Raw genomic sequence first — 15,536 nt, forward strand, 5'->3', positions numbered from 1 at the left:
ATACATAGAGGCTACGTCACTGCTTTTGCGTTTGTACTATCATCTGTTCCTGCACATGAGCATGCACCACCGCAGCCGCCCATCCCCAACAGAGACGCTAAATTTGGAATGCTTCCACCGCACATAGGGTAGAGAATATTTTCCTCTTTCACATTGTGCTGTTGTATCAATACATTGAGAGTATCGATTGTCGCTAAAGCCGCAGCGATCTCTTTGCTATCAATTTGCGCCATGGCCTGATCACGCAGTTGGCGTATCTCTGCGTGTTCACCGCGCATCACCATCGTCGGTCCATTTGTCATGCCTGTGGCTTTTTCAAACGCCGGAAATAGGCGCTCCTCTTCAAGATGAAAGTGATGTTCTAACTGCTCATCAAACAGCCGAAAATTCCTACCGGCAGACGCCATATCAGCTTTATGCAAGGCGGCTTCTACGCGGTTCAATTGATCGTCGCATTCCACATGCTGCTTTACCAAATTCATCATTGCTTGAGACATCTTCATCACACTTTCTAATTTATTGCACCAAAGGCGTTTCTGCACCTTCTAATTCAATGCCACTGATCTTAGCTTGTCCGACCGTCAATTGAAGATACTGACGCATCGCATGATCGTGGCTAGCTCTTTGCATGGCATCGGCGATCTTGCTTTCTACCTGTTCGAAGGGCAGTAATTTGCCCGCCAGTTTGCGGCCTAACTGCACGATATGCAGGCCAAAACGTGTTTCAACTAAGCGTGGCACGATCTTGTGTTCTTCCGCATTGAAAATCACTTTTTCAAATTCGGGAACTGTGTCGCCGCGTGTCAGTTGACCTAGATTGCCACCTACTTCACTCGATGGGCAATTTGAATTCGCTTTTGCCATCGCGGTGAAATTGGCTGGATTATCGAGCAAGTCTTGCAACACGATTTCTGCGTGTTTGCGCAGATTATCTAAATCTAAGGCTGCGGTGACTTGAAATAAAATGTGATTTACTTCGACCAATTCACCGACCGTAAAGCGCTGTGGATGGGTCTGATAATGACGCAGACATTCTTCGGAACTCGGCTGCGGAACGACAACTTCACGTACCAACAAGGCTTCGATTTTATCCTCATCATTGCCAGTTAAGCCTAATTCATTCGCCTTATCGAGCAAGACCCGGCGCAAGACCAAAGCGGTCATTGCGCTCTTCATCGGATCAGCAGCACCTTGATGCTCTGGCAGTTCTTTTTCCATCTCAGCATCGCTGAGTTCGTAACCATTAACTATGACGGGCATGATTGCCTCCTGTTGAGATTCATTCGCCGCAGAGGTATAGAAATTGAGTGAATTTCTATACCTCTGCACTTCAAAGTTTTATCTAGGACGTACTAATTGCCATGCACGACTCAAGTAGCCGACTGATGCAAAGCCACTCCACACATGCACCAAGCGGGTGAACGGAAAGATCACGAACAAGCTCAAGCCCATAAATAAGTGCGCCTTGAACATGAATGGTGCAGTCACGATATAACTGGCAGCATCACCTTTAAAAGTCACGATGTGCTGTGCCCAAGTCATCAACAAGACCATCATGTGGCCATCTCTATGATGCAAGGATTCAAAAATCGTGGACAAACCTAAGCCCAAGGTAATGAAGATCCACAACAACAAGACTTTGTCGCCAGTTTTCGTCACGGCTGAGATACGTGCGTCGGTAAAACGACGGTGCATTAAAATCAACAAACCGACCATACACAGAGTACCAAAAACGCCACCCATAACGATCGCGATCATTTGCTTAAAGCCGTGTGAAATTCCCAAGCTATCCCACACAATCACCGGCGTCAGCAAACCGACCATGTGACCGAAGAACAAACCGAGTACGCCGATGTGGAATAAGATATTGCCGACACGCAGATTACCGGCGTGCAGCATTTGCGAGGAATCGCTCTTCCACGTGTATTGTTCGCGCTCAAAACGCGCCAAGCTACCGAACAAGAAAATCGCCAGAGCGATGTAGGGATAGATCCCGTATAAAAATTGATGTAAGTAGTCCATGATGTTTCCTTTAATTTACTTTGCATTCCAAAATTCACGCGTAGATGAAATTGACTTACTGTATCCCCTCCCCTTCAAGGGGAGGGTTAGGGTGGGGATGGGTTTGGGTTATTTAATTGGTGCACGATTTAACCGACTAAAACCCATCCCCATCCCAGCCTTCCCCTTGAAGGGGAAGGAGCAACACATACAAATTAGTCAACGCCTCGTCCACCATCGACAGTTATCCCCGCAATTCAGAACCAGCAGCATTAGGTTGACGTGGATAAAAATTAATTGCCTGCGCACCGCCAGATGCCCCACTCGATGAGCAAGACAGGCCTGGCTTCAACAGAGGTTCAACACCATCTGCACCCGGACCAAAGGTTTCCATCGCATCATCCATATCCCGAACTGGTGGCTCGCCTTGTTCTTGCGGTACCACATCCGTAAAAGAAGTCAGCAACAAAAACGCATTCGCATACGGACTGTCTTTGCGTTGCAAGCGAATGCCGATTGCAGCCAACACGTGAATCGCTTCACCGAGTAATTTCTCTGCGGTTTCTGCATCGACCAAGCTTAAAAATTCTAAGAATAGCGGTACATAATCCGGTAATTCGCTCGCTTCTGGCTCAAAACCATAACGGCGATATTCCGAAATCAAATCCACCATCGCCTGACCACGATCACGGCTTTCACCATGGATGTGTTCAAACAGATGCAAGGCAACGGAAGGTGTGCGATCGAAGGTGCCCACATAATTTTCTTGCACGCTGATCAAACTGTTTTCTTGCAAATAATTGAGCAAAGGCTGAACTGCTTCCAAGGTTTCTGGATCTGCAGCTAACTCAGTACGAATCTCTCGTAATGCCGCGATCAAATCTGCCTGCGGATAACTGAGTAGTGCGGATAAAATGCGATAAATTTGCATACGATTTCCTTTATTCTTTGTGGCTGTTTTTGTGATTTGAAGTCCCCTCCCCCCTATCAATTACATGGGGGGAGGGTTAGGGTGGGGATGGGTTTCTATCGTGCAATCAACGTTCTTTGTTACACTATCAAAACCCATCCCCATCCCAGCCTTCCCCTTGAAGGGGAAGGAGCGAGCTCCCTAAACTTATTCCGTCGTCGACAACTTTTTCCGCGACTTCGGCATATCCACAAAAATCACACTACCCTGCGGCTTCTTGCCAAACAGCGCACCATCCGAAGTGCCACCCGAGCAACCATTGCCAAAGGTAAACCCGCAACTACCTTTTTCGTTGAAGCTGTCTTCCACCATTTCTTTGTGTGAAGAAGGAATCACGAAACGGTCTTCGTAGTTCGCAATCGCCATGGTTTGATACATATCTTCAACTTGCGCTGCGGTCAAACCGACTTGTTTCAACACTTCGTGATCGAGTTCGCCATGCACGACTTCAGAACGTTTATAAGCGCGCATTGCCAACATTTTTTCTAAGGCTTCTAAGACTGGCTCTTCTTTACCAGCTGTCAGCAAGTTTGCTAAATAACGCACAGGAATACGCAAAGACTTCACATCAGGAATAATGCCGTTCATGCCCATGTGACCTGCTTCTGCCGCTTTTTGAATTGGTGACAGAGGTGGTACATACCAAACCATAGGCAGCGTGCGATATTCTGGATGCAGCGGGAACGCAATTTTCCATTCCATCGCCATTTTGTACACTGGCGATTTTTGTGCAGACTCAATCCAGCTTTCTGGAATGCCATGCTTACGTGCTTCAGCGATGACTTCTGGATCGTGCGGATCTAAGAAGCAATCTAACTGCGCTTGATACAGATCTTGCTCGTTTGGTGTCGATGCCGCTGCTTCGATTTTGTCGGCGTCATACAGCAACACGCCGAGATAACGGATACGGCCTACGCAAGTTTCGGAACAAACGGTTGGTTGACCTGCTTCGATACGTGGATAGCAGAAGGTGCATTTTTCTGCTTTGCCTGAGCTCCAGTTGTAGTAAATCTTTTTGTAAGGGCAACCAGAGATACACATACGCCAGCCGCGGCACTTGTCTTGATCGACTAAAACAATGCCGTCATCTTCACGCTTGTAGATCGAACCGGATGGGCAAGAAGCTACGCACGCTGGATTCAAGCAGTGTTCGCATAGGCGTGGCAAGTACATCATGAAAGTCGATTCGAAAGTGCTGTACATTTCTTTTTGCACGCCTTCGAATAACTGATCACGACTACGTGAGCTAAATTCGCCGCCTAAGTCATCTTCCCAGTTTGGACCCCAAACGATCTTGTCCATCTTCTTGCCAGTGATGACGGAAATAGGACGAGCCGTTGGTGGCGTCTGTGACAAGGGCGCGTTTTGCAGGCGCTCATAATCAAACGTAAATGGCTCGTAGTAATCGTCGATCGATGGCAAATTAGGATTCGCAAAAATATTCGCCAAGATGCGCAATTTGCCGCCTTGCTTTGGCTCTAATTTACCTGCCTCATTACGATGCCAGCCGCCCTTCCACTTGGCCTGATTTTCCCATTCTTTTGGGTAGCCGATACCCGGCTTGGTTTCGACGTTGTTGAACCAGGCATACTCAACACCATCACGACTGGTCCAGACGTTTTTACAGGTCACGGAACAGGTGTGACAACCGATACATTTATCCAGGTTCAACACCATGCCTACTTGTGCGCGAATTTTCATGACGCTGCTCCTTTTTCGTTCGCAAGTTGATTTGCAGCTTTAGCAGCGTATTTTTTATCGTGCGCAGCTTCGTCCAATTTTCCTTCTAACCAATCTACCTTCCTCATCTTACGCAACACCACAAATTCATCTCGGTTACTACCAACCGTTCCATAGTAATTAAAGCCATAAGATAGCTGGGCGTAGCCACCAATCATGTGGGTCGGCTTCAACACCGCACGGGTCACAGAGTTATGGATACCACCGCGCATACCTGAGAGTTCTGCACCTGGTGTATTCACGATCTTTTCTTGAGCGTGATACATCAAACACATGCCTTTTGGTACGCGCTGACTGACCACGACCCGCGCTGTCAAAGTACCGTTACTGTTAAACACTTCTACCCAATCGTTATCGACTAATCCTGCTTCTTTGGCTTCGATCTCAGAGACCCAAACGTGAGGGCCACCACGTGACAAGGTCAACATACGCAAGTTATCAGAGTAAGTCGAATGAATACCCCACTTTTGATGCGGTGTAATCCAATTCAACACGATCTCTTTTTCACCGTTAGATGATTTGTTCAACATCGGCGCAACGGTCTTGGTATCAATCGCTGGCTTGTACACACACAAACCTTCGCCAAAATCAAGCATCCAGCGGTGATCTTGGTAAAACTGCTGGCGACCGGTCAATGTGCGCCAAGGAATATATTCATGCACGTTGGTATAACCGGCGTTGTAGCTGACTTCTTCCGATTCCAAACCAGACCAGGTTGGTGCAGAAATAATCTTACGCGGTTGTGCCTGCACATCACGGAAACGGATCTTGTCATGCTCACGACCGACAGCTAGGTGTGTGTGATCGCGACCCGTGATTTTACCTAACGCTTCCCACGCTTTGACCGACACATGACCATTGGTTTCAGGTGCAAACGTCAATATCATCTCGCAGCCATCAATCGCGCTTTCCAGACGTGGACGTCCTTTGCTGACACCCTCTTCCGTTACTAACTTGGTGATGCCACCAATTTCCTTGACTTCGTGCTCGGTATTCCAGTTGATTCCTTTACCACCGTTGCCCAATTTGTCGAGCAAAGGTCCGATCGACGTGAACTTCTTAAAGATGTCTTTGTAGTTACGTTCCACCACGATCATATTTGGCGCTGTCTTACCAGGAATCAAATCGCATTCGCCTTTTTTCCAATCTTTAGGCTCAAATGCTTGGCCTAGTTCGCCCGGCGTATCGTGCATCAATGGTTGCAAGACGATGTCTTTGCGTGTACCCAGATACTCACCACCGATTTCAGTAAATTTCTTAGCGATACCTTTGTAGATTTCCCAGTCAGTTTTGCTTTCCCACAATGGCTGCACCGCTTCACTCAATGGGTGAATGAAAGGATGCATGTCGGAGGTATTCAAATCATCTTTCTCGTACCAAGTCGCGGTCGGCAGAACAATATCGCCGTACAGGCAAGTCGTGCTCATACGGAAATCCAATACCACCAGCAAATCGAGTTTGCCTTCAGCTGCCACCGGACGGAACTTCACTTCCGATGGTTTGACCGCATCATAAGGATCATCAAACAAGGCATTTTGCGTACCCAATAAATACTTCAAGAAGTACTCGTGACCTTTGCCTGAACTACCTAAGATATTCGAACGCCACACAAACATATTGCGCGGGAAATTCTTAGGATTATCTGGATCATCGCAACTCATGTTCAGCGTACCTGCTTTGAGACCTTTGGTCAGATACTCAACTGGCTCGACACCAGCCTTGGCCGCCGCATCGCAAATATCCAGAGGATTAGTCTCCAGCTGCGGTGCTGATGGCAACCAGCCCAGACGTTCAGACTTGGCGTTCATATCGATCATGCTCATGTGGCTAATCTTGGACTTATCTGCGGTCGGTGCCAGAATTTCATCCATCGCCAATTTCTCATGACGCCATTGGCTAGTGTGTGCATAGAAGAAGCTGGTACCATTCATCTGGCGTGCAGGACGTACCCAATCACTAGCAAATGCCAATGGTGCCCAGCCAAATTGTGGACGCAGTTTTTCTTGACCCACATAATGTGCCCAACCACCACCAGATTTGCCGACGCAACCGCACATCATCAGCATATTGATAATGCCGCGATAAATCATATCGTTGTGGTACCAGTGATTCAGCGCCGCACCAACGATCACCATGCTCTTACCTTCGGTGTCATGCGCATTCTGTGCGAACTCACGTGCTACCTGGATCACCAAATCACGTTTGACCGTCGTATGCTTCTCTTGCCATGCTGGTGTGTACGGCACGTCATCATCATAGGACGTAGCAACGGCACCACCTAAGCCTTGATCAACACCGTAGTTCGCCATTGACAAGTCGTAGACCGTGGCGACTAAGGCGACGCTACCGTCTGCCAGCGTGACACGTTTTGCAGGCAAATTACGCTGCAACATATCATTGGCATCAGCACCACCAAAGTAGCTAAAGCCGACACTGACGATCTCATCGTGTTTGCCGATCAAGCTTAATTGCGGGTCAATTTCGCGACCGGAACCGCCATCCTTGGCTTCCAAATTCCAACGACCAACTTTCGCACCGTCATCAAACTTGCCTTCACCCCAGCGATAGCCGATAGAGCCATTGGGTGAGACGATAGTGCCTGTTGTCTCATCAATCGCCAACGTCTTCCAATCGCCATTATTCGCTTCATCCAAGCCGCCTGGCATCTGTGACGCGCGCAGCATTTGATCCGGCACATAACAACCATTACGCTCAACCAAGCGCACCAACATTGGCATATCGGTATATTGCTTAACATAGCTACGGAAATAAGCTGATTTATTCTCTAAATGGAATTCCTTCAGGATCACGTGACCCATCGCCATCGCGAGTGCGGCATCCGTACCCTGCTTAGGCGCCATCCAGATATCACCAAATTTGACCATCTCGCCGAAATCGCTAGAGACAGCCACCGTTTTGGTTCCCTTGTAACGCACTTCCGTGTAGAAATGGGCATCTGGTGTCCGTGTTTGCGGCACGTTGGAACCCCAGACCATTAAATAAGTAGAGTTATACCAGTCCGCTGATTCAGGTACGTCAGTTTGTTCGCCCCAGACCTGCGGGCTAGACGGCGGCAAATCACAATACCAATCGTAGAAAGAAAGTGGCACGCCACCAATCAAAGACAAGTAACGCGAGCCCGCAGCGTACGACACCATCGACATCGCTGGAATCGGCGAGAAGCCCACCACGCGGTCAGGGCCAAATTTCTTGATGGTGAAGGCGTTCGATGCCGCAATGATTTCTTGCGCCGTATCCCAATCGGCACGCACAAAGCCACCCAAACCACGCACAGACTTATAGCGTGTCGCTTTTTCTGGATTTTGACTAATCGCTTCCCATGCTTGGATCGGTCCCATAGTCTTACGTGCCTCTTGCCACATTTCCATCAAGCGACCACGTATCATAGGATATTTGACGCGCTGCGCAGAGTACACATACCAGCTATACGAAGCACCACGCGGACAACCGCGTGGCTCATGATTTGGCAAATCAGGACGGGTACGTGGGTAATCAGTTTGCTGAGTTTCCCAAGTAATCAAACCATTCTTGACATACACCTTCCACGAGCAAGAACCGGTGCAGTTCACACCATGCGTAGAACGCACGATCTTGTCATGCTGCCAGCGGCTGCGATACGCATTCTCCCACTGTCTATCCTCATCCACCACCGCACCATGTCCGTCAGAATAGGTGGATTTCACCTTAGACATGAACTTCAATCTATCCAGAAAATGACTCATCTCAAGCTCCTTAATATGCGAGCGGTGAACCTGATGTTCACGCCACTTTGACATGATCAAATTTTAGTTACATATATGTATTACGCCCATTCTTCGGAGCGGTGCCTAAAAGCAGGCGTTGGCACTAGACTGAGATAGTTCTTTAGAACTAGGTCGATTTTCTCGAGCGTTTGAAGATTGACTTGACTTAAGCTTGTAGAAAATAGGTGAAGAAATATCGACAAGATGTTGAGTTCTTCATTCCCTCATCGATAATAAAAAAGGATCATTTTCATGAGCCTCCAGTTAACAAAAATCTCTATTTAATCGCAAAAAATAGTATTGGAAGTGCAAGCAATGAAGCCCTGCTCCCTTCCTCTATGCAGACCATTAACGTTGTCAAATTTGTTCATTTTCTAGTTCACTTAAACGATACACTTCAAGCAGGCCCTGATTGACCACTCGTGCTATGAGCGCTCGCTCCTCAGGCTGCGCATCGACATGAAATCGTTTACGTGCGCCCTCTTGATTTAAAATCAAATGTACCGTGGCCGTTATGCCAGCCTGCGCCAGGCAAGCTTTCACGCAGGCTAGTGCGCAGCCATCTAAAGCTAAAATGGGACGGCCAGATTGTGCAAGTTTTTGCAACGATGGCACACCACCGCCCACCCCGCTAATACAAGACATTTGCGCCCGCCCGGCTCTGTCCAATTCCAATGCACAGTCGTTAGCCAGTTGGGCGACACTGGAGCATCCTGAGCATGAATATACCAGTGGTAGTTGTTCTAACATATGATGATCCTCACCGACAAATGCTATACAAAGCTGCAAACTACTATACTGATCCCGTATTCAAACCCGAATTCAGTTTTTCTGCGAGCAGATTCAACCATGCTGGACGTTCACTCGCATCGATCCAATATTTCACCGCAATGCCTAGCTCTGTATCGCCTTCGATTTTTAAGCGACGGCGAAAGAATAAAGTGTCGGCGTCTTCCATGGCAGTTGCCAGTCTCAAAAAATCCATCGCACAGGCGCTCAGACTGACGTCGGTAGTTTGATGTTGGATGGCTTTAAAACGACCATGATCACAACGAAAGCAAAGGCATAGGCCGAGATCTTCGACGTAGATTCGAAAAGTTTTGTCGTATAAATTTTCTGGTGCGACGAGCCAGCTGCGTTGTCGCGCCAGCGCCAGCGCCAACATCAACATTAAAGGTGCGCTGGCAACAGGTGAAGGCAAGTGTCGGCCGATTTGGCCAAAGACACGGGGAAAACGAAAATCAGTGAGGTTCATCATAGAATAAATTTAGTTTGCATGAATTGGAATCGTTTGCCATTGCATGCCTGAACTACCGTTCCAATAGCCATTGCAGCGCTCTGATTGCGGCGGCAAAAATGCAGGTTCAATCACCGCTGCTTGTTCGCGGCGGCGTGCGGTATCAAAGGCGTGGACGATTTTTTCCATATGGTTGGACTGCACTTGCAGACGCAAGATATCGACTTGCAAGTTTTTGAGGGCAGGAATTTGTGCACTCAAATCCAAGCAATTCGCGCTTTGGGTTTGTATGCCGTTAATGGTCAGGAAATCGCTGTGCTCGCGGGTTTGTAATGCCAGTCCATCGGGATAATGTTCACAGCGAAACTCGCAACTGTCTTTGCGCAGGCGATGATGGCGGGCAGTGAAGCAGCGAGAAGAGAAGGCGAGCGCCATGCGTCCCCATACTTGCACTTCTGTTTCTAAACCAACTGGCCGTTGCGCCTGCAATACCGCCAAATCCGCACCACCTAATTCTATTGGCGGGGTAAAGCGCATCGCGCCCAATTCACGCAACCAATCCAAGGTGCCAGTGTGATATACATTTAAATGTGGTCCCGCGACAAAAGGCCGTCCTTGCATTGCACGTACGGCGCTAAAATCATTCGCTTCGATTAGAAAATCTTCCGCGACCGCCGCATCAATCAATTTATGCATGGCTCGTCGATCAGCTTCGTTATCAATCAAAGTTAAGCTTGAAAGCACCACTTGTTTACCCGCATCGCGACAAGCTTTCGCCAAACCAATCCAATCCGGCAAACGCATCACATGCCGACGCGAACAAACAACTTCGCCCAGATAAATAATATCCACAGGCCAGTTCATCGCCTCTACATAAAACTGCATCGTGGCTTCTTTAGACCAGTAATAAGACAGTGGTGCGAGGGATAGTTTCATAAGGTCTTTAAGTTTATATTTTCAAACAAACAGTAGAACGACGACTAGTGAATCTAATACGTCATAATCGCGCTCAGGAATTCGACTCTATGGATGCAGGGCTAGCCGCCAAGCACAGCATTTCGGCGGTATTGCGAGCATTGGCAACACCGTAATCTGCCCTAAATTGGATTTACAAACTACGCTCATTTCCAGGGGCGTTCGAATGCTCCTTGTGTCACCTGCGCTCCCTCAGCATGTTTCGCCAAGGTCGCGTTCCAATCCGGCCTTGCTGTATATCGCTCAGGATCACGTTCAGCTGAATCCAGCGCTGCGCGCAAAGTCCCAACCACTTGTGACACATAATTTGGACTACGTTGACGACCTTCAATCTTGATCGCTTTCACGCCCATTTTAAGCAACTGCGGCAGCAAGCCGATGGCATTCAAACTGGTCGGTTCTTCTAAAGCGTAATCGACTTGCCCCTCTACTTCAAAACGACCTTTGCACAGTGTCGGATAACCAGCCGCTTCGTTAGGTGCATAGCGGTCGATTAAGGTGCCGCTCAAACGCGCGGATAAAACCTTGTCTTTTTCTTCCCAGCTAACAGCATGACCAGGCGAGCATACGCCTTTATTATTCGGTGAATCACCCGTGACATAACTCGATAACAAGCAACGTCCTTCAGCCATCACACATAAGCTACCGAAGCCAAACACTTCAATTTCAACCTCGGTCTGACGAATGATTTTTTCAATTTCAGTCAGTGTTAATACGCGTGGCAAAACAGCGCGACGTATGCCAAATTGTTCGCGCATCAATTCGATTGCATCGACCGTGGTGGATGAACTTTGCACAGACAAATGCAAACGCACATCAGGATAACGATGACGTGCGTAAGCCATTAAACCAGGATCCGCCAAAATGATCGCGTCAGCACCTAGCAGTACCGCGGTATCGATGGCAGCGCGCCATTCGTGCGCCATTTGCGCTTGCGGGTAAGTATTGATCGCGAACAGAACTTGTTTGCCGCGGTGGTGGGCATATTCCACGCCAAGCCGAATGTCGGCATCGGTAAAATTGAGACCACCAAAATTACGTGCATTGGTGGCATTGCGTAAGCCTAGATAAACGGCATCAGCGCCTTTGTCGATGGCTGCTTTGAGTGCAACTAAGCTGCCGGCAGGCGCTACGAGATCGATTGTTTTCATGCGCAAGATGGTAGCGATACGCTGTAGGCGTGTCTTTGTCTTAGGTCAATGAAATCATGGATGCACCAAACAGTAACAAAGGTTGGCAGGTGCAACCTACTTCATGCACTATGAAGTTCTGTTACTAGATATCTAGTAATGCCGCAAAAACATAATTCAAAAATCTTGAACATCAAACTTAGCCAACCACAAGTGTGTCGTCAACGACTACCTAGATGAAATTCATTACTCCCACCGATCTGAAGATCGTCAACACCAAGCATTGAAAACCATCGCAATCATAAACAATGGTCTAAGTATCGAGCGGTTTATCAATCTGCATACGATACAAAGTAGCGATCAAATCCGTTTGTGTAATCACACCTTGCAACTCGCCACTCGAATTCAAAATCGGAACAGAATGCAGACCAAGATCGGTAAAAAGCGCCACCAGTTCAAGGATATCGGAATCGTCTACTTTAGCCTGGACTGAAGTGTTCATGATATGACCTGCAACTTCATATCTACTACCAGTCAAACGATGTGCATTTTCCAGCAATTGCCGCAAACGCAGGTCAAAATCATGGTAAACATCAAGACCCGCATTTTTTAAGAAATCAATGAGGCTTATTGTTCCAATCACTTTTCTTTGATCGTCAATGACTGGCAGTGTTTTGACTTTATGGGTTCGTAATAATTGCCAACACTCTTCGAGCCTCGTTTCAAACTTAACTGTGACGACATGGCGTGACATGATTTCACTACACCGAATCACTCCGTGTCGCCGACGTTGCACTTGTATCTCGGTATTCGTAATCAATGTTTGTAAATCAGTTCGACTAATATCGAGTAATTTTCCGTGCTTAGCCAAGATAACATCGAGATCAGCGCTGGTAACACCTAATCTAGCGCTTATTTGCGGATCGCCTGTTCGATGCAAATTCTCGCTTAATCTTGCCGATTGCGGATAATTCACCTTTCGCAAATGGTGGAAACCTACCGCAATGATGACCAAACAAGTCGACTGCAGCATAACGGATTCCAATACAAAATACCATTCAAGACGCTCTATTTGTGTCCATCCAAGCACTGCCAAAAGTGCAACCGCTCCGCCTGGTGGATGTAGGCTACGCGTAGCAAACATCGCCAAGATCGAAAGCCAAACAGCAAGCGAGGCCACCACTGGATGATGGCCTAAAAAAGCCGCGCACGCGACGCCAATACTAGCGGATATAAAATTGCCAAAACAAACCGACCAAGGTTGCGCTAAAGGGCTAGATGGTAGGGCAAATATGAGTATAGAAGTCGCTCCCATTGGCGCTACCAATAAAGGAATCGAACCAAATCGTCCCCAAATTAAATAGCTGGATAGAGTCGCGAATAACAAACTCAATAAAGCACCTGAAGCAACAACGAAACGTTCCTTATGCCCCAACGTGGTTGGTAGAGGAAGGAATCGTCCCAATACTGCTTTAACATCAGAAAGATAGAAGCTTTTACTCACTAGATAATCACCAAGATTTGGTATTAATACGTCAACTGGTAGTCAGCTTAATGTTCCACTGGTTCTGTCTTATCTCCAAGTGATTTCCTTGTGATAGATCAATAAAATCAAACGCAGAATAAGCCCAGAAGCGATTGTGATAATAATCATTGATGAAGCCAGCTACGCAACTGATAATAATTTCACTGGCGCTGGCATGTCTGAAGCCGCAATTTGCTTTCAAAATCGATGCGAAAGTCCTGGTTCTTAATGAATGCTTGCTTGCGCCACAGCCACTTTATGTCGTACTCCCTAGCGATATAGCGAACTTAGCTTACGATTTTTCAGAAATTGGGGCATGCCAATTACAGACTACTTTATTGTGATCGCAAGACTGTCTCGATACGAACTTACGAGCAAATCTGCCAAACGAAGATTTGGATGAGACAACGCCGCAAACCTTTCCCAAACCATTCTCCGATTTAATATTTCTACAGAATTATTAGAGCACATTGCAACGTATCTAAAGACTTAGATCTTACCGCTTGGCGAGCTGTAAATAGCTGGTGCAAAGAGTCGATGTACTGCAAGAGTGCAAAACGCAATGGTCGCCACATATCCCATTAAAAATACAGGAAATGGTAGAACACCGTAATCTAATGGCTTAGCCACGCCTAAAAAGCTTCCATACAGTAAACTGCCAGTCGAAATGCCAAACATCAAATTGCGACGTGCCACCGAAGCAGTTCGCATGGTTTTTTGAATCATGAATGATGTGACTCCCCATATCAAGACGAGACTAACCTTTGTCCATAATTTTGGATTGTTTAGATATTCAGAGAGACTGCTCTGATAGATGCCTGCAACGATCAAGAGCGCGCCTGAGATCCACAAATGTGTTTCACCCCACGAGAAAATCTTTCGCCAAAGTGGCTGACTGATTTCGTCACCTCGGATGACACGAGAGAAATGAAACACCGACATCATCGCTGCAACAGTCGCAATTACATGATAGAAAGCGGCAAAAGCAATAATACATTTAGTGACCATATTCAACTCATCAAAACCCAATGATTATCAAGTGCCATCGGCTTTGGCCATGCCAAAAATGCTGGTTTTGCATTAATGTGCCACCGAATCAGACCAACTGCAGTCGCGACTAAGACGCCACCTCCTGGCTGAGGCCCACTCCAATCAGTCAAGGCATATGCTTCATCCATCTCGACAATCGGCAACAATTTGTCGGGCTGCCCTGGATGCCACAGCTGCGCAATCCCAGCTTTGTTACTGGAAAGTGCAAATCCACCATTCCAAACTGAAGTGATGTCTCCTGCATAACCATGTCCATCATTCTCACGGCTAGGCGTACTTAATTTTTCTCCGTCGAAAACCGCCAATATCGGCGCGGTGGCGCGTTGAGTCCGCTGGTCATGCTCTGCTTGCATAGCGATGCCTAATCTAAGTTTGCCATCCATTGGCGAACGACTCCAAGCAATATGACGCATACTTAGACGCGGGTCATCCAATGCCCATCGTTCCATTTGATGCCCATTTTGACCATCTAGGCGGACCAGACTAGAATCCATACGATGCAAGTCGTACTTCTTATCTGACAGCGAGCGTCGCACCCCGCCATTGGCAATCAAGAGTCTGCCCGCCTCGTCAATCAGCGCTTGGTGTGGTTCAATACCACCACTTGCCCACTCATCAATTTTTTTGAGACTTTGAGGATCACGTACACCGATGCGTCCCTGATCATTTTTATAGTCGATCTCTGTTGTGTAAAGCAACTCTTTACCTGCAACGATATGGCCACTTAAGCGAACACTTTGAGATTCAGCTGTGACATCGATTTGTTGCACAATTTTGCCTTTGCCGTCGCATCTCATGAGCCACGTACCGGGACGTACACCATTGACTAGCAATCCACCACCGACTTCAGATACCAAACCGTGTGGGCGCGTAGGCAGAGCGACCTGATAACGAATTTCCAAAGTCTTGCGCTCCCAATTTGCAGCTAATACACCGGCATAATGTGTGTCGTCCAACTTAGGTCCGCGCCAAGAGGCCCCGATGAGGGTTATTTGCTCACTGTCCCCTTCGAACTCCCCCTTCTGAAACCTAGGGTTCATAGAAAATGATGTCTGTGGTACCAAGCCAAGTGCAGCAAGAGAATACAGGAAGTGGCGACGATTTAAAGAGGTACTCATAGTAGAAATAGCATGATCTATGATCG

At 47.5% G+C, this 15,536-nt stretch carries 13 protein-coding genes; all 13 read right to left on the reverse strand.

Going from position 1 to position 15,536, the window contains the following annotated elements; all coding sequences use genetic code 11:
* Window positions 1–11: 11 nt before the first annotated feature.
* A complete protein-coding gene (locus tag KDM92_RS01250) occupies window positions 12–503 on the reverse strand; it encodes a hemerythrin domain-containing protein (RefSeq protein ID WP_212682649.1) in 492 nt (163 codons plus the stop codon).
* A gap of 13 nt (window positions 504–516) precedes the next feature.
* Window positions 517–1,260: a peptidylprolyl isomerase gene (locus KDM92_RS01255; protein WP_212682650.1), complete on the reverse strand. Its 744-nt coding sequence runs from the start codon at window positions 1,258–1,260 to the stop codon at window positions 517–519.
* 78 nt (window positions 1,261–1,338) lie between these two features.
* Entirely contained in the window at window positions 1,339–2,022 is a 684-nt protein-coding gene (gene narI, locus KDM92_RS01260; RefSeq protein ID WP_212682651.1) for a respiratory nitrate reductase subunit gamma, read from the reverse strand.
* A 223-nt stretch (window positions 2,023–2,245) separates the two neighbouring features.
* Window positions 2,246–2,932, reverse strand: coding sequence for a nitrate reductase molybdenum cofactor assembly chaperone (gene narJ / locus KDM92_RS01265; protein WP_212682652.1), 687 nt, complete (start codon window positions 2,930–2,932; stop codon window positions 2,246–2,248).
* 186 nt (window positions 2,933–3,118) lie between these two features.
* On the reverse strand, window positions 3,119–4,672 hold the full coding sequence (gene narH, locus KDM92_RS01270) for a nitrate reductase subunit beta (protein WP_212682653.1): 1,554 nt from the start codon (window positions 4,670–4,672) through the stop codon (window positions 3,119–3,121).
* Complete coding sequence (locus KDM92_RS01275; RefSeq protein ID WP_212682654.1) at window positions 4,669–8,454, reverse strand: nitrate reductase subunit alpha; 3,786 nt, start codon at window positions 8,452–8,454, stop codon at window positions 4,669–4,671. The genes narH and KDM92_RS01275 overlap by 4 nt, the downstream gene beginning before the upstream one ends.
* A 378-nt stretch (window positions 8,455–8,832) precedes the next feature.
* A complete protein-coding gene (locus KDM92_RS01280; RefSeq protein WP_212682655.1) occupies window positions 8,833–9,225 on the reverse strand; it encodes a putative zinc-binding protein in 393 nt (130 codons plus the stop codon).
* A gap of 43 nt (window positions 9,226–9,268) precedes the next feature.
* On the reverse strand, window positions 9,269–9,730 hold the full coding sequence (gene ubiT / locus KDM92_RS01285; RefSeq protein ID WP_212682656.1) for a ubiquinone anaerobic biosynthesis accessory factor UbiT: 462 nt from the start codon (window positions 9,728–9,730) through the stop codon (window positions 9,269–9,271).
* 12 nt (window positions 9,731–9,742) lie between these two features.
* The gene (gene ubiV, locus KDM92_RS01290; protein WP_212682657.1) at window positions 9,743–10,648 is read right to left on the reverse strand and encodes a ubiquinone anaerobic biosynthesis protein UbiV; all 906 of its coding nucleotides are present in this window, start codon (window positions 10,646–10,648) and stop codon (window positions 9,743–9,745) included.
* Window positions 10,649–10,833: 185 nt separating this feature from the next.
* Entirely contained in the window at window positions 10,834–11,838 is a 1,005-nt protein-coding gene (gene ubiU, locus KDM92_RS01295) for a ubiquinone anaerobic biosynthesis protein UbiU (RefSeq protein WP_186923641.1), read from the reverse strand.
* A 292-nt stretch (window positions 11,839–12,130) separates the two neighbouring features.
* Window positions 12,131–13,321 carry an HPP family protein gene (locus KDM92_RS01300; protein WP_212682658.1) on the reverse strand — a complete coding sequence of 397 codons (1,191 nt, stop codon included), beginning with the start codon at window positions 13,319–13,321 and terminating at the stop codon, window positions 12,131–12,133.
* Between the two features lie 510 nt (window positions 13,322–13,831).
* Window positions 13,832–14,350, reverse strand: a complete 519-nt coding sequence (locus KDM92_RS01305) for a hypothetical protein (protein WP_212682659.1) — start codon at window positions 14,348–14,350, stop codon at window positions 13,832–13,834.
* Window positions 14,351–14,352: 2 nt separating this feature from the next.
* Window positions 14,353–15,510, reverse strand: a complete 1,158-nt coding sequence (locus KDM92_RS01310; RefSeq protein ID WP_212682660.1) for a DUF1513 domain-containing protein — start codon at window positions 15,508–15,510, stop codon at window positions 14,353–14,355.
* Window positions 15,511–15,536 lie beyond the last annotated feature (26 nt).

The sequence above is a fragment of the Affinundibacterium baiyunense genome (assembly GCF_018139645.1).
In the GTDB taxonomy this organism is placed as follows: domain Bacteria; phylum Pseudomonadota; class Gammaproteobacteria; order Burkholderiales; family Burkholderiaceae_D; genus Undibacterium; species Undibacterium baiyunense.

Excerpts from the sequence above, each read along its gene's own strand:
- KDM92_RS01250 (WP_212682649.1), bottom strand. The coding sequence starts at position 503 with ATGAAGATGTCTCAAGCAATGATGAATTTGGTAAAGCAGCATGTGGAA.
- KDM92_RS01255 (WP_212682650.1), bottom strand. The coding sequence starts at position 1,260 with ATGCCCGTCATAGTTAATGGTTACGAACTCAGCGATGCTGAGATGGAA.
- narI (WP_212682651.1), bottom strand. The coding sequence starts at position 2,022 with ATGGACTACTTACATCAATTTTTATACGGGATCTATCCCTACATCGCT.
- narJ (WP_212682652.1), bottom strand. The coding sequence starts at position 2,932 with ATGCAAATTTATCGCATTTTATCCGCACTACTCAGTTATCCGCAGGCA.
- narH (WP_212682653.1), bottom strand. The coding sequence starts at position 4,672 with ATGAAAATTCGCGCACAAGTAGGCATGGTGTTGAACCTGGATAAATGT.
- KDM92_RS01275 (WP_212682654.1), bottom strand. The coding sequence starts at position 8,454 with ATGAGTCATTTTCTGGATAGATTGAAGTTCATGTCTAAGGTGAAATCC.
- KDM92_RS01280 (WP_212682655.1), bottom strand. The coding sequence starts at position 9,225 with ATGTTAGAACAACTACCACTGGTATATTCATGCTCAGGATGCTCCAGT.
- ubiT (WP_212682656.1), bottom strand. The coding sequence starts at position 9,730 with ATGAACCTCACTGATTTTCGTTTTCCCCGTGTCTTTGGCCAAATCGGC.
- ubiV (WP_212682657.1), bottom strand. The coding sequence starts at position 10,648 with ATGAAACTATCCCTCGCACCACTGTCTTATTACTGGTCTAAAGAAGCC.
- ubiU (WP_186923641.1), bottom strand. The coding sequence starts at position 11,838 with ATGAAAACAATCGATCTCGTAGCGCCTGCCGGCAGCTTAGTTGCACTC.
- KDM92_RS01305 (WP_212682659.1), bottom strand. The coding sequence starts at position 14,350 with ATGGTCACTAAATGTATTATTGCTTTTGCCGCTTTCTATCATGTAATT.
- KDM92_RS01310 (WP_212682660.1), bottom strand. The coding sequence starts at position 15,510 with ATGAGTACCTCTTTAAATCGTCGCCACTTCCTGTATTCTCTTGCTGCA.